The 11,842-nt window shown below is 71.0% G+C and carries 15 protein-coding genes; 3 read left to right on the forward strand and 12 right to left on the reverse strand.

Features of this window, described 5'->3' with window-relative positions:
• Nucleotides 1-21: 21 nt before the first annotated feature.
• From BU198_RS31325 to BU198_RS31380, 12 genes are all read right to left on the reverse strand, one after another.
• On the reverse strand, nt 22-213 hold the full coding sequence (locus BU198_RS31325) for a hypothetical protein (RefSeq protein ID WP_188300237.1): 192 nt from the start codon (nt 211-213) through the stop codon (nt 22-24).
• Complete coding sequence (locus BU198_RS31330) at nt 213-1,094, reverse strand: hypothetical protein (RefSeq protein WP_223245209.1); 882 nt, start codon at nt 1,092-1,094, stop codon at nt 213-215. Before BU198_RS31330 ends, BU198_RS31325 begins: the two co-directional genes overlap by 1 nt.
• A gap of 11 nt (nt 1,095-1,105) precedes the next feature.
• Entirely contained in the window at nt 1,106-1,360 is a 255-nt protein-coding gene (locus BU198_RS31335) for a phosphopantetheine-binding protein (protein WP_188300238.1), read from the reverse strand.
• Nucleotides 1,361-1,500: 140 nt separating this feature from the next.
• The gene (locus BU198_RS31340; RefSeq protein WP_188300239.1) at nt 1,501-2,775 is read right to left on the reverse strand and encodes a type III PLP-dependent enzyme; all 1,275 of its coding nucleotides are present in this window, start codon (nt 2,773-2,775) and stop codon (nt 1,501-1,503) included.
• Nucleotides 2,772-4,139 carry an ATP-grasp domain-containing protein gene (locus BU198_RS31345; protein ID WP_188300240.1) on the reverse strand — a complete coding sequence of 456 codons (1,368 nt, stop codon included), beginning with the start codon at nt 4,137-4,139 and terminating at the stop codon, nt 2,772-2,774. Before BU198_RS31345 ends, BU198_RS31340 begins: the two co-directional genes overlap by 4 nt.
• The gene (locus BU198_RS31350) at nt 4,136-5,095 is read right to left on the reverse strand and encodes a 3-oxoacyl-[acyl-carrier-protein] synthase III C-terminal domain-containing protein (RefSeq protein WP_188300241.1); all 960 of its coding nucleotides are present in this window, start codon (nt 5,093-5,095) and stop codon (nt 4,136-4,138) included. Before BU198_RS31350 ends, BU198_RS31345 begins: the two co-directional genes overlap by 4 nt.
• Before the next feature lie 27 nt (nt 5,096-5,122).
• On the reverse strand, nt 5,123-5,950 hold the full coding sequence (locus BU198_RS31355; protein WP_188300242.1) for an SAM-dependent methyltransferase: 828 nt from the start codon (nt 5,948-5,950) through the stop codon (nt 5,123-5,125).
• Between the two features lie 11 nt (nt 5,951-5,961).
• Nucleotides 5,962-6,210 carry a phosphopantetheine-binding protein gene (locus tag BU198_RS31360; protein ID WP_188300243.1) on the reverse strand — a complete coding sequence of 83 codons (249 nt, stop codon included), beginning with the start codon at nt 6,208-6,210 and terminating at the stop codon, nt 5,962-5,964.
• 92 nt (nt 6,211-6,302) lie between these two features.
• A complete protein-coding gene (locus BU198_RS31365; protein WP_188300244.1) occupies nt 6,303-7,148 on the reverse strand; it encodes a hypothetical protein in 846 nt (281 codons plus the stop codon).
• A complete protein-coding gene (locus BU198_RS31370) occupies nt 7,148-8,014 on the reverse strand; it encodes a diiron oxygenase (RefSeq protein ID WP_188300245.1) in 867 nt (288 codons plus the stop codon). The genes BU198_RS31365 and BU198_RS31370 overlap by 1 nt, the downstream gene beginning before the upstream one ends.
• A 191-nt stretch (nt 8,015-8,205) precedes the next feature.
• Complete coding sequence (locus BU198_RS44005; RefSeq protein WP_188300246.1) at nt 8,206-9,210, reverse strand: LuxR C-terminal-related transcriptional regulator; 1,005 nt, start codon at nt 9,208-9,210, stop codon at nt 8,206-8,208.
• Nucleotides 9,207-9,989 (reverse strand): thioesterase II family protein, encoded by a 783-nt coding sequence (locus BU198_RS31380; RefSeq protein ID WP_188300247.1) that lies wholly within the window; start codon nt 9,987-9,989, stop codon nt 9,207-9,209. The genes BU198_RS44005 and BU198_RS31380 overlap by 4 nt, the downstream gene beginning before the upstream one ends.
• Before the next feature lie 299 nt (nt 9,990-10,288).
• On the opposite strand from BU198_RS31380, the gene BU198_RS31385 reads away from it, so the two are divergent.
• From BU198_RS31385 to BU198_RS31395, 3 genes are all read left to right on the forward strand, one after another.
• Complete coding sequence (locus BU198_RS31385) at nt 10,289-10,765, forward strand: helix-turn-helix domain-containing protein (protein WP_188300248.1); 477 nt, start codon at nt 10,289-10,291, stop codon at nt 10,763-10,765.
• Nucleotides 10,766-10,836: 71 nt separating this feature from the next.
• Nucleotides 10,837-11,325, forward strand: a complete 489-nt coding sequence (locus tag BU198_RS31390) for a hypothetical protein (protein ID WP_188300249.1) — start codon at nt 10,837-10,839, stop codon at nt 11,323-11,325.
• Between the two features lie 123 nt (nt 11,326-11,448).
• Nucleotides 11,449-11,842 (forward strand): DUF6545 domain-containing protein (locus BU198_RS31395; protein WP_317620401.1); only part of this gene is annotated, 394 nt, incomplete at its 3' end.

The following is an 11,842-nucleotide window of genomic DNA, read 5'->3' on the forward strand; positions in this document are numbered from 1 at the left end:
TGTTCGCAGGCGTCCCACCGGTCACCGCCAGGTGATCTTGGGGATCCGGCGTGCGAGTACGGCCACGACGATGGCGCCCACCCCGGCGAACAGGCCGAGGATGACCATGATCTGCTGCCCGGCGTCCCGCAGGGCCGCCGCGGCGGCCTCGGCCCCGTCGGTTCCGGCAGGGCCCGCGGGCGCGGTGCCGGGCAGGGTGTCCGCCGCCGGCATCAGAGCACCCCCTCGCCGGAGGCCCCGGTCTCGGCGGAGTCCCCGGTCTCGGCTGAGGTCCCGGTCTCGGCGGAGTCCGAGGACAGCACCGCCAGGTGGCTCTCGCCGGAGCGCGGGTCGGTGTCGCAGAGCAGCACCGTGGTGTACCGGTGCTGCCAGGAGCGCCAGTTCCGGGCCAGCGCCAGCCAGACACTGGTGCAGTAGCTGCCGGGCTCCACCCGGTGCCGGGGGCCGTCCTGGTCCAGCCCGCGCTGGTCGAACCAGGGCCCGGTGACCACCAGCGTGCCCGCCGGGTCCTTGGCGGCGAGCTCCCCGATCCGGTCGAGGGGAGACTCGGTGGCGGGGATCGTCTCGACCCCCGCGACCCGGGGCCCGCCGGTGGTGCCGAGGACCAGCGCGACCCCGGAGTCGACCAGCCCGTTGTCGTGGACCAGCGGGAACCGGGTCGGCAGGGTGGTCTGTTCGAGGACGGCGAGCACCGCCGTGCGGCTGCGGCCGGCCCGCTGGAAGGCGGAGACCACCCGCAGCGCGGTGAACGGTGCGGCCAGGCCCTGCTGGCCGATGCCGAGGTTGTTGGCGGACCCTCCACCGAGCAGCCGGTCGAGGTAGGGCGCGATGGCGACGAACGGCGTCACGTCGGGCAGCGCCTGCGCCACGATCACCAGGTCGGGCGCGCTGTCGCGGATGCCCTCGATCGCCGCGAGCCGGTCGACGAGGTCGCGGTGGGTGACGTTCGGGGCGGAGCGCAGCAGGTCCGGCGCCACCTCCAGGCCGAAGGGCTCGACCAGGTCGCGGTAGTAGGAGAGCGTCGTCGGGTCCTCGTCGTACGGCCTGCCCGGCGGGGAGAGCACCGCACCGGCGGCCTGGAGGGTCATGGACATCGCGGTCTCCCTCATGCCCCGTCGGCCTGGGACAGGACGTAGTCGGTGAGGGTCCCGACCGACTTGAAGTCGTCCATGTCCAGGGCCTCCGGGTCCACCGAGATGTCGACCGTGTCCTCCAGGACCATCAGCAGTTCCAGGACGGAGGTGGAGTCCAGGTGCAGGTCCTCGAAGAGCCGGGCGTCCTCGGTGAGGCCGGTGACGGCGCGCTCCAGGACCTCGCTGAGAGCGGTCTCCACCGCGGACACCACGTTCTGACGTTCCATGTGCCGGATCACTCCTCTGTGCCGGGGCTGTCGGGGGCTTGGTCGCGCGGTCGGGGCTCGTCGCGCCGTGGGGGCGGAACTAGGGGGCGGGCTGTCGTCAGGGGCGGCCGGCCAGGGCGGCCGGTGCGCCCGCCGACCGGTCAGCCGAAGTCGACGAGGTGCTGCTTGGCGAGGATCTCCTCGTGCCGGTCTCGCTCCCGGACCAGGTGCGCGGCGCCGTTGTGGACCAGTACCTCGGCCGGGAACCCGTGGCTGAGGAAGAGTCCGGGGGAGGCCGTCGGCCCGTAGGCGCCGGAGCGCTCGACGCCCAGCAGGTCGCCGGCCTCGACCGGCGGCAGGGCGACCTTCTTGCCGATGACGTCGTTGGGCGTGCAGAGCGGCCCGGTGACGGTGTACGTGTCGCCGGCCTCGTCCCGGTACCTGGTCAGCGAGCGGATCGGGAAGTTGCGCTTGACGAAGCTGCCGACGCCGACCGCCGCCATGTGGTGGTTGGTGCCGCCGTCGGCGACCACGAAGCGCTCGCCGAGGGACTCCTTCACGTACAGCGCACGCACCACGTACGTACCGGCCTGCGCGGTCAGGTAGCGGCCGAGTTCGTTGATCAGCCGGCAGCCGGGGTGGGCCCGGACGAAGGGCTCGACGACCTCGTTGATGCCGGCGACGACGGCCCCCAGGTCGAGGTCCTTCTCGTTGTCGAAGTAGGCGACGCCGAAGCCGCCGCCGAAGTCGACGGTCTCCAGGGGGATGCCGAGCGTCCGCGCCAGCTCCTCGGCGATCGCCAGGATCTGCCGGGTGTTGTGCACCAGGTCGTCGGCGTTCAGGAACCGGGTGCCCATGTAGGCGTGGAAGCCGCGGACCCGGACCCGGCGCAGGGCGTCGATCACCGGGCGGGAGCGGCGCAGCAGTTCCGCGTCGATGCCGAACTGGCGCGGTTTCCCGCTCATCGCGAGGCCCGAGCCCTTGGTGTGGAAGTCGGGGTTGACCCGGAGCAGGACCGGCACCTCCTCGCGCCCGGCCGCTTCGGCGATCTCCTCCAGGAGGCGCAGCTCGTCCAGCGACTCGCAGACGATGGCGTGCAGGTTCGCCGCGACGCACGCCTCCAGCTCGGCGCGGGTCTTGCCGGGCCCCAGGAAGATCACGTTCTCCGGCGCGATGCCGGCCCGCCGGACGGTCATCAGCTCGACCAGGGAGGAGATCTCGGCGCCGGCGCCGAGCGAGCCGAGGTAGCCGCAGACGGAGACGTTGGGGTTGGCCTTGAGCGAGAGGAAGACGTCCACCGCCGGGTGGAGCCCCTCGCGCAGCGACTGGTAGACGGTGCGCAGCACCTCGGCGTCGTAGACGAACAGCGGGGTGCCGAACTCCTCGGCGATCTGCGAGACCGGTACCCCCTGCACCCTCAGTTCGCTGGTGTTCATGGCGTCCTTTCGGTGGTGCCGAGACGGTGGAGCGCCCCGGCGACCCTGCGGTCGAGGTCGCTGAGGCCGTTCCGGTCGGCGGCGAAGAGCAGGGTGTAGAGCCGGCCGTCGAACGGGAGCGAGGTGCCGGCCTGCGCGTTGACCGTGCCGAAGCAGGTGACGACCAGCCCGGTGCCGTCGACCGGCGGGCGGGTGAGGTCCCCGAGGGCGTGGGCCACCTCGTCGAAGGAGACCGGGGCGGATATCCGCAGCGGGTAGTGCTTCGCCAGCGCGGCCCCGCCGGGGGCGAGGAAGCGCTCGGTGACCTGCCCCTGGTAACTGGACATGTTCAGGCGGGCGTTGATCTCCAGGACGGGGTACACCAGGTCGTCCTGGCCGAGCAGCGCGTCCACGCCGACGACGCCGAAGAAGCCGTCCTCGTAGAGCCGGGCGCCCAGCCGCCCGGCGGCGTCGGCGAGGGTCTCGTGCTGAGCGGGCGAGAGCGCGGCGGGCATGACGTGCCCGAGGTGGACGCCGCCGGCGGTCAGGGCCTCCTTGGCGAAGTCGAACCCCACCCGCCCGTCCCTGGCGATGGTGAACTGGTAGTTGAGGTCGAACCGCTTGGGCAGGAACCGCTCGACGACGACGTGGATCGTGTCGTCGCCGCTGCTGTGCGCCCGGCGGTCGACCATGCGCAGCAGCCGGTCGGCCTTCCGGCGGCTGTCGAGCACGATCAGGCCCTTGCCGGAGACGCCGTAGGCGTCCTTGACGATCACCGGTCCGCCGTCGCGCAGCGACTCGTCGAGCGCCCGGTGGAGTTCGCCCACCGTCTCGCAGGTGAAGCCGGGAATGGACCGCAGGCCGAGCTCCTCGGTCAGCCGACGGCTGTAGATCTTGCTGTTGACCCGCGCCGAGGTCTCCGGGTCGGGCACCGCGGGGCGCAGTCCGGTCCGCCGGCAGATCTCCTGCTCCAGGGGGGAGTTGCCCATCGGCATCAGGTAGGCGCCGCCGCCCGCGAGCACCCGCAGCCGGTCCAGCAGCTCCGGGGAGTCGAGGACGGCCCGGCTGGTGCCGCCCTCGCCGGCCGGGGCCCGGGTGATCAGTTCGGTGGGCGCGCCGAGCCCGGTCTTCTCCGTGTACGCGCGGTAGCCCTGGTCCAGCGGGCGGTCGAGCAGCAGGTGGTCGGTCGGCTCGGCGAGCAGCGCGCCGAGCTCCTCCATCCGCTGCACGGTCGCGGCGGTGGCGCTGATCCGCGCCGCCGGGAGCCCGGTGTGGCCGTGTGCCCACTGGTTCTCCACCTCGAAGTTGCAGAGCCAGACGAACCGCGCCTCGCGGTCGCCGGTGAGCGCCTCCTTGAGGTCCGCCGTGTAGGCGGTGCCGGTCATCGGGTGTCTCCCTCGCGGTGGGTGATGACCATGGCGCCGAAGGTGGCGCCCAGGCCGACCGAGACCAGGACGTAGTGGCCGCCGTCGACCAGCCGGCCCTGCTCGCGCAGGGTGGTGTAGTTGAGGAACACGTCCGAGGCGAAGCAGTGGCTGTAGAGCGGGATGTTGTCCAGGAAGAAGCGGTCGGGGTCGGCGCCCATCTGCTTGATCGTGTGGCGCCAGGAGACGGCGTTGACGTTGTGCGGGATGACCATGTCGATCTCGTCGAAGGTCAGGCCGGCCCGGCGGACGGACTCCTCGATGACCTCGCCGAGCACGGTGGCGTAGTCGTGGCCGAAGCCGTTGATCTCCTCCGGGGTCATCTCCAGGCCGGCCGCGTACTCGCCGAGGGTGCGGGTCAGGTAGGAGCGCACCTCGTCGCCGGGGCCGCCGACGGTCAGCAGGCAGGCGGAGGCGGCGTCCGCCATGATCGCGCTGTTCGGGATCAGCTGGACCTTCGGGGAGTACGCCCGCTCCCCCGTCACCATCAGCGCGTACGCGCCCTCGGGTGCCTCGGCCCGCAGCAGTTCGCCGGCCAGGTCGATGGCGCCGAGGCTGCTGACGCACGCCTGCTGGGTGAGGGCGAACGCCTCGGCGTCGTGCAGCCCCAGCTTCGCCCGGATGGCCCGGGCGGCGTCGATGTGCGGCGGTGCGAGGGTTTGCATGGTGTGGGCGTAGACGACGTAGTCGACCCGTCGTCCTTCGGGAAGTGCCGCCAGGGCCCGGCGGGCCGCGGGCAGCACCAGGTCCAGGAGGCCGGTGTCCGGGTCGAACCGCAGCCGGTCGAGGCCGTAGATCTTCCGGAACACGCCCACCTCGGCGCGGCGCAGCCCCAGGCTGTCGGCGAGGTCGTCGATCCGCACGCTCCGTTCGGGGAGGAACGACTCGATCCGCTCCAGTGTGGTCGCGCCACTCATCCGGGTACTCCTCTCGTTCGCGTCTCGTCAGCGGCCGGAGAACTCGGCGCGGACCAGCCAGCTGCGGGCCACGCCCCGGCGGTCGCGGGGCTGCACCTCGTACGGCCAGCGCCCCTGGCCCACGCCGGGCTCGCCGGGCTCGCGCAGTTCGCGGACCTTCCAGCCGGTGCCGGCCAGGAACTCCTCCGGCTCGTCGGTGCCGAAGAGCCAGGGCGTGCCGTCCTCGCGCAGCCCGGCCAGGAAGGCCCTGGAGAAGGGGCTGCGCAGCAGTGCCCGGCTGGCGAAGTCGACGGCCAGCCGGCTGCCGGGGGCCGAGACCGAGCCGAGGACGCCGAGCAGGTGGGAGGCCTGCTCCTCGGTGAGGAAGAACATCAGTCCTTCCGCGACCCAGAGCGTGGGCAGTTCCGGGTCGAAGCCGGCGCCGTGCAGCGCGGGCAGCCACTCCGTGGCGAGGTCGGCCGACACCTCGCGGCGCTCCACCGTGGGTTCGGCGCCGAGCGCGGCCAGCCGGGCGCGCTTCTCGTCGATGAGGCCGCCGTGGTCGACCTCGTACACCGTGGTGCCGCTGGGCCAGGCCAGCCGGAACGCCCGGGTGTCCATCCCTGCGGCGACCAGGACGACCTGCCGGATGCCGCTGTCCTCCAGCAGCGCCTCGATGCTGTCGTCCAGGTACCTGGTGCGGATGGCGATGAACGGGATCAGACCGCCGCCGCCGTACTTGTCGAGGAGTTCGAAGCCGCGCGGGGCCGCGAGGTCCCGCGCGAACCTGTCCTGGAACATGGCGTCGCCGGGACGCTCGGATTCGACGGCGCGGGCCGCGGCCGTCCACTGGGCCGTGTACGAGACAGCTTCCATGGAGACACCTCCTACGGGAGTCGGACCGGGGCGAAGAAGGCCTTCTCGATCGACGAGAGGGTCTGGAGGTCCTGCATCTGGATGGTGTCGAAGTCGATCTCGACGCCGCTGGCGCCCTCGATCGTGTAGACCAGCTCCACGAAGGAGAGCGAGTCGACGAGGCGGCTCTCGATGAGGTTCTCGTCGGGCTCGATGGACTCCCGTTCCGGGTGCTTGGCCAGGATCCAATCGCGGACCTGGTCGATTCCTGCCGAAGCCATTGCCACTCCTCGGGTGTCGGGTCGATCCGGGCGTGCCCGGGCCGTGCCGGATGTGCTCGGGCGGTACGGGAACTGTGCGGGGGCTCCGCCCCTCAGGAGACCTGCCGGGCCGCGGTCCGCACCGCGTCCAGGGCCTTGACCGGGTCGCCGTGGTGCAGGTCGGTCAGGACGGAGAGCCATCGCTCCAGGCCGAACGCCACGCAGCTGGTGAAGGCGAACTCGTTCTCCGGCCCGCGGATGTCGCAGCGTTCGCCGAAGAAGTTGCGGTGCGTGTTGACGGAGGAGATGGCCAGGTCGCCGGCCTGGAACTCGTACTTGACCGGACTGAGCTTCTGGAGCAGGGCGCGGGCTCCGTCGTTCTGGAAGAACGGGTCGAAGGCGGGGACCTTCTCCAGCCGCAGGGACAGCGCGTCGGCGAACGCGGCGATCCGCTCGGCGAAGGACTGGAGGACCTGCTGGGTGTGCTCGTACGAGCCGAGTGCGACGACCTCGCGCATCTGGAAGCTGAGCAGCCGCCGCAGGCCCTCGTAGTGCTCCTCGTTGCGGAAGCAGCGGTTGACCAGGGTGATCAGCTCGTCCGCGGCCACGACGGAGTTCTCGTAGTACAGGAAGGCGCTGTAGCAGGTCGCGTGCGACAGGCCGACCTGCGCGCCGCGCAGGGCGGCGGGTGCGAACGTGCCGTCGACGGGCTTGTTCTCGCCGCTCTCCAGGTCGAGTCCGGCACCGACGTAGGCCAGGTGCGGGAAGTTGGTGTAGACGTCGAACTTCTCCAGGTCCGACACCGGGTACAGCGGCGGCGGGAGGACCTCGCGGGCCCCGGCGGCGCGGCCCCAGCCGGCGAACGTCCGGTCGAGTTCGAGGAGCAGGTCGGTCTGGTCCGGGTCGAGGATGACCAGGCCGCGGGAGGGGTCGGCGGGCCCCGGGGAGGTGCCGGCCATCAGATGAGACCCGTCTTCTCGAGGTACTTGGCGGTCTTGCGGAAGACGCTCTTCTCGAACTCGGCGCGCTGCGGGGACTCCAGGAGCTGCCGGCGCAGGTCGTGCGGCTTCTCGATGCCCGCGTCCCGGTACACCTGCGGGCTGTACAGCGTCTCGAAGCTGTAGGTCATGTAGCGCCGGATGTAGGTGGCGACGTCCCGCATCTCCTCCTCGGTGGAGGTCTGCCTGACGTCGGTGGCCAGCGCGGAGACCAGTTCCCGGCCGAACGCGATGTGCCGGGACTCGTCCTGGTGGTGGATCCGGTTGATGCCCCGGATCGTCTCGTGCAGCCGGTCGTCCAGCGCCATCCGGGAGTTGAAGTGGTCGACCAGCTCCTCGAAGATCAGGATCCGGGCGAAGACCAGCAGGCTCTCCACGTTCGAGCGGGGGATCTCGACGGTCGCCCCGGCCGGCTGCCGGTAGATCTTCCCGCTGTAGCGCAGGCAGAACTCGGCGAAGAACCACATGTGCTCGTTCTCCTCACCGATGAAGTGGTGGAAGAAATCCGAGGGCGTCTCGAAGCCGGTGGTGTGGATCCGCTTGGTGACCTCGATGAGGAGTTCCCGGATACCGTGCACGTTGAGGCTGTAGAAATTGATGCTCTCGTAACGCGACAGCGCGTGGAGCTGCTTCTCGGTGAGCCGCCGGGCGGCCTCGGTCCCGTGGGTGGTGGTGAGTTCGGGACTCATCCACCACATCTCCTCGGGCAGGCTGTCCGGCCATTCGAAGAGCTTGTAGGGGTTGTAGTAGTCGTCGATCGACTTCGTGGTCAGACGGTCCAGGATTTCCAGGAACCGGCCGTCCTGGTCGATCAGTTTGCTGACCATGCTGGCGTTGACCTCCGAGTTTTCCCGGGCCACCCCGCGGTGATCGGTGGCTCCCGATGCCGTGCCGTTTTCCGGCACTCCTCGAAGGTAAGGACGCCCCGGCGGGCGCCGCAATGACCTGATGTGGTGTGGCCACATACGGCCATATCGGAGCGGCACGACGCCCGTCGGGAATGGCGGCGCCCGACCGGTCAGCCGGCGGCGGCCCGGACCGGCAGGAGTCCGGCCTGGACGGCGGCCGCGCCCGCCTGGAACCGGCTCTCGGCGTTCAACTCGTCCATGATGGTGGCGAGGTGACGGCGGAAGGTGCGCGAGGACATGCCGATGCGCCGGGCCACCACCTCGTCCTTGAGCCCGGAGGCGAGCAGTTCCAGGATGGCGCAGCGGACCTCGTCCCTGGTCTCGCCGTACCTGACCACGTTCGAGTCGATGTCCGTGCCGGACGCCCAGGCGTGCTCGTAGGAGCGCACCATCCGGGCGACGATGGCCGGCTCGTAGACGACGGTGACGCCCCGGAGGTCCTCGTCACCCCGGGGGTCGGTCAGGAAGGCCACCTCGCCGCCCACGATGACCAGGTGCTCGAACGCCTGGGTCGAGGTGCGGACCCGCGCGCTCGCCTCCGCCAGCGCCCGCAGGCTGCCGCGTGCGGCCAGGCTGCTGCGGGCGGTGTGCGGGTACAGGACCCGGATCGGGATCCCGGACGGCAGCGCCGACAGGCCCAGGGCGTGGGAGTCCTGCCCCTGGACCGGGGCGAGCGGCTCCATGACGAGGATCTCGGACGGGCGGTCGCGCAGGGCGTCCGCCATCCGCAACCCGGTCTGCTCCGGATCCAGCCCGCTGAGCACCGGGTCCCTCCGCAGCCGGGTGCGCTGGAGGTTGCTGTAGGTGTCGACGAACGAGCCCAGCTTGTCCTGGAAGTCCGTCAGTTCCCGGCGTTTGTCGCGGATCGCCTGCTCCAGTGGCATGAGCAGCTCCAGTTGGGCGATGTCGGGGCTGCGCGCCGCGTAGTACCCCTGGTCCGGGCAGTACCTGACGAGTTTCAGGCAGCGCAGGGCGGAGAGCGCCTGTTCCGCCCGCTCGGCCGTGATGTCCAGGTCGGCGGCGAGCTCCGAGGAGGTCACCCCCTTGGTCGCCAGGAGCCGCTCGTAGGCCCGGACCGCCAGATCCTCGTCGATCGAGCACAGTCCCCGCTTCACGGCCTTTTCCCGTCCTCTCGTCCGGTGGATCCGACACCCAGGTCCGCGGTGATCGTCCCGACCACCGCGGCCAACTGCTGATCGAGGAAGAAGTGCCCACCGGGGAATGAGGTGAGCCGGAACTCCCCCGTGGTGTGGCTCTTCCAGGCGAGCGCCGCCGCCCGGTCGAGGTAGGGGTCCGCGTCCGCGAACAGGAAGCTGACCGGACAGGCCACGGTGGTGCCGGGCCGGGCGGTGTAACGGGAGTTGGCGCGGTAGTCGTTGCGGATGACGGCGAGGATCGACTCCCGGTACTTCGGGTTGTCCAGCAGCCGCGCCGGGATCCCGCCCAGCTCCCGGAGTTCGTCCAGGATCTCGTCGTCCCCCTGGGGGATGTCCAGGCCGAGCCCGGCGGAGGGCGAGCGGCGGCCCGAGACCAGGAGCCGCACCGGGGCCCGCCCGGCCTCCTCCAGCCGGCGGGTCACCTCGAAGGCGACGACCGAGCCCATGCTGTGGCCCAGCACGGCCAGCGGCAGGTCGTCGAAGCCGAGCAGTTCGGTGCCGATCCGGTCGGCCAGCGCGCCGATGTCGTCGATCCCGCGCTCCCTGGTCCCCCCGCTCCGCCCGGGGTACTGGACCGACAGTGCCTCGACGCCGCCGGGCAGGGCGGCCGAGAGCCGGCGATAGGTTCCCGCGGAGGCCCCGGCGTGCGGGCAGCAGACCAGGCGCAGCTCGGCCTTCGGTGCGGGGTCGAATATCTGGATCCGTGTCGTGCTATTGGTCGGGCCTTGTTCTTCCATCCCAGTTGTCCGTCCTGTCCGATCGCTGAGCAGCGGAGAGGCAAAAATTCCACGCAGGTGCGGAAGTTCTTCGGTGGGGGGAGTCGGCAGAAGGCAGACGTGACGCTTTCCTCGTGCCATGATGGCCGTCGGGGCGGAGTCGACGGCGGCAACTGGTGTCTGTATCGTCAGGCCGCAACAACGTTTGCGGCCACGACAGTTGCCATGATGTCAGCTTACCTTGCGGCACATTCATGTCAACAATCAGAATCCGTGTGCGGCGTGTTCCCTGTGGGACTGTTGGTGAGGAGCGGAACGCAATGAAAGAACGCGCACCATCCTGCCCGGGCAAACTCGGGACGCGCCTCAACCACCTCTTCGCGACCATCCACCCCCGGGGTCGCGGTCCGTACAGCAACGACGAGGTGGCGAAGGCCATTTATCTCAATGGCGGAGATATCTCGAAGGCATATATTGCCTATCTACGCAAAGGCACCCGCAACAATCCGACGCTGCACCACCTGGAGGCCCTCGCGACCTTCTTCGGCGTCAAGCCCGCGTACTTCTTCGACGACGAGGTCGCCCAGGAGACCGACTCGGCGCTGTCGGCACTGGTCGCGCTGCGCGAGGCCGGCATCCGGCTGAGCGAGTGGGAGGTCTTCCGGGACACCGGGATCACGAAGATCGCGGCACGGGCGGACGGGCTCTCCCCCAGGGGCCTGATGGCGGCGGCGGCGATCATCGACCAACTGCGCGCGCTGGAGGGCCTGCCACCCAAGAACCCCACCGGCGGCTGACCATGTGGACACGGCCGCCGGCACCGGGACAGCGCCTGTCGTACCGGCGTCTGCGCCGTCACTGCCGATCCATGCTGGACACCCTGGACCTGGCCGCGCCGTTCTCCCTCGACGGGGTCTGCGCCCGGCTGGCCGCCGTACGCCGGCGGCCGATCCACCTGCACCCGCTGCCGCCCGGGGCCGCCGAGGCGGGAGCCTGCGGACTGTGGCTGGCCACCGGCACGGACGACTACATCTTCTTCGAGCAGCAGACCAGCCGCCCGCACCAGGAGCACATCGTGCTGCACGAGATCGGGCACATGCTGTTGGACCACCCGGCGCCCGCGGCACTCGGCGCCGTGGTGCCGATCGAACGGCTCGGCCAGGTCGACCCCGCCCTCGCCCGGCACCTCCTGGCGCGCACCGACTACACCACCCGTCAGGAGCAGGAGGCCGAAATGCTGGCGAGCCTGATCCGCACCCGCGCGGCCAGGGCGGAGGAGCCGGCCGCGGAACGGGGCCCGTGCGGCTGCACCGCCGCCGGCACCACCGCCTACAGCACCGTCTGTACCGGCTGCTGAACGGGCGGCCGAACCGGCGGCGGGCGGCGCGCACCGGCCCTGCCCTCCTCGTCACCGTCGCCCGCCCGTACCCGCCGAAGCACCACTGCCGCCGGTCGGAGCCGGGCCGATGGAGGGATCCCCGTGTTCAGCAGAGCCGTTCTCCGGATGTTCACCCTGAGCGTCACCGTCGCCGCCCTGGTGCCCGCGATGCCCGCCGCCGTCGCCCTCCAGCGCGTGTGGCGGGACGCGACGACCTTCTGGCTGCTCTGGCGGCTCTGGCGCGACCTGGTCGCCGCCGTACCGTCGGTGGCCCTGGCACCGCCCCGGCCCCGGGTGCTGGAGCTGCTGCTGCCGAGGGCGCCCTGGCGGCTGCTGGTCTACCGGCAGGTGATCGAGATCCGGGACGCGATCCTGGTGCTGCGGGACTACGGGCCGCCCGGCGGCCGGCACGGCTGCCGGACCGCCGACCCCTGCGCGGTGCACGCGGCGGCGGTGGCCGCCTGGCTCCGGGCGGCATGCCAGGCCAAGCGGTGCG

The sequence above is a fragment of the Streptomyces sp. CBMA156 genome, from assembly GCF_014596515.1.
Taxonomy (GTDB): domain Bacteria; phylum Actinomycetota; class Actinomycetes; order Streptomycetales; family Streptomycetaceae; genus Kitasatospora.

What these genes read in the sequence shown, in the direction of transcription:
- BU198_RS31325 (WP_188300237.1), bottom strand. Translation starts at nt 213, where the DNA reads ATGCCGGCGGCGGACACCCTGCCCGGCACCGCGCCCGCGGGCCCTGCC.
- BU198_RS31330 (WP_223245209.1), bottom strand. Translation starts at nt 1,094, where the DNA reads ATGTCCATGACCCTCCAGGCCGCCGGTGCGGTGCTCTCCCCGCCGGGC.
- BU198_RS31335 (WP_188300238.1), bottom strand. Translation starts at nt 1,360, where the DNA reads ATGGAACGTCAGAACGTGGTGTCCGCGGTGGAGACCGCTCTCAGCGAG.
- BU198_RS31340 (WP_188300239.1), bottom strand. Translation starts at nt 2,775, where the DNA reads ATGAACACCAGCGAACTGAGGGTGCAGGGGGTACCGGTCTCGCAGATC.
- BU198_RS31345 (WP_188300240.1), bottom strand. Translation starts at nt 4,139, where the DNA reads ATGACCGGCACCGCCTACACGGCGGACCTCAAGGAGGCGCTCACCGGC.
- BU198_RS31350 (WP_188300241.1), bottom strand. Translation starts at nt 5,095, where the DNA reads ATGAGTGGCGCGACCACACTGGAGCGGATCGAGTCGTTCCTCCCCGAA.
- BU198_RS31355 (WP_188300242.1), bottom strand. Translation starts at nt 5,950, where the DNA reads ATGGAAGCTGTCTCGTACACGGCCCAGTGGACGGCCGCGGCCCGCGCC.
- BU198_RS31360 (WP_188300243.1), bottom strand. Translation starts at nt 6,210, where the DNA reads ATGGCTTCGGCAGGAATCGACCAGGTCCGCGATTGGATCCTGGCCAAG.
- BU198_RS31365 (WP_188300244.1), bottom strand. Translation starts at nt 7,148, where the DNA reads ATGGCCGGCACCTCCCCGGGGCCCGCCGACCCCTCCCGCGGCCTGGTC.
- BU198_RS31370 (WP_188300245.1), bottom strand. Translation starts at nt 8,014, where the DNA reads ATGGTCAGCAAACTGATCGACCAGGACGGCCGGTTCCTGGAAATCCTG.
- BU198_RS31380 (WP_188300247.1), bottom strand. Translation starts at nt 9,989, where the DNA reads ATGGAAGAACAAGGCCCGACCAATAGCACGACACGGATCCAGATATTC.
- BU198_RS31385 (WP_188300248.1), top strand. Translation starts at nt 10,289, where the DNA reads ATGAAAGAACGCGCACCATCCTGCCCGGGCAAACTCGGGACGCGCCTC.
- BU198_RS31390 (WP_188300249.1), top strand. Translation starts at nt 10,837, where the DNA reads ATGCTGGACACCCTGGACCTGGCCGCGCCGTTCTCCCTCGACGGGGTC.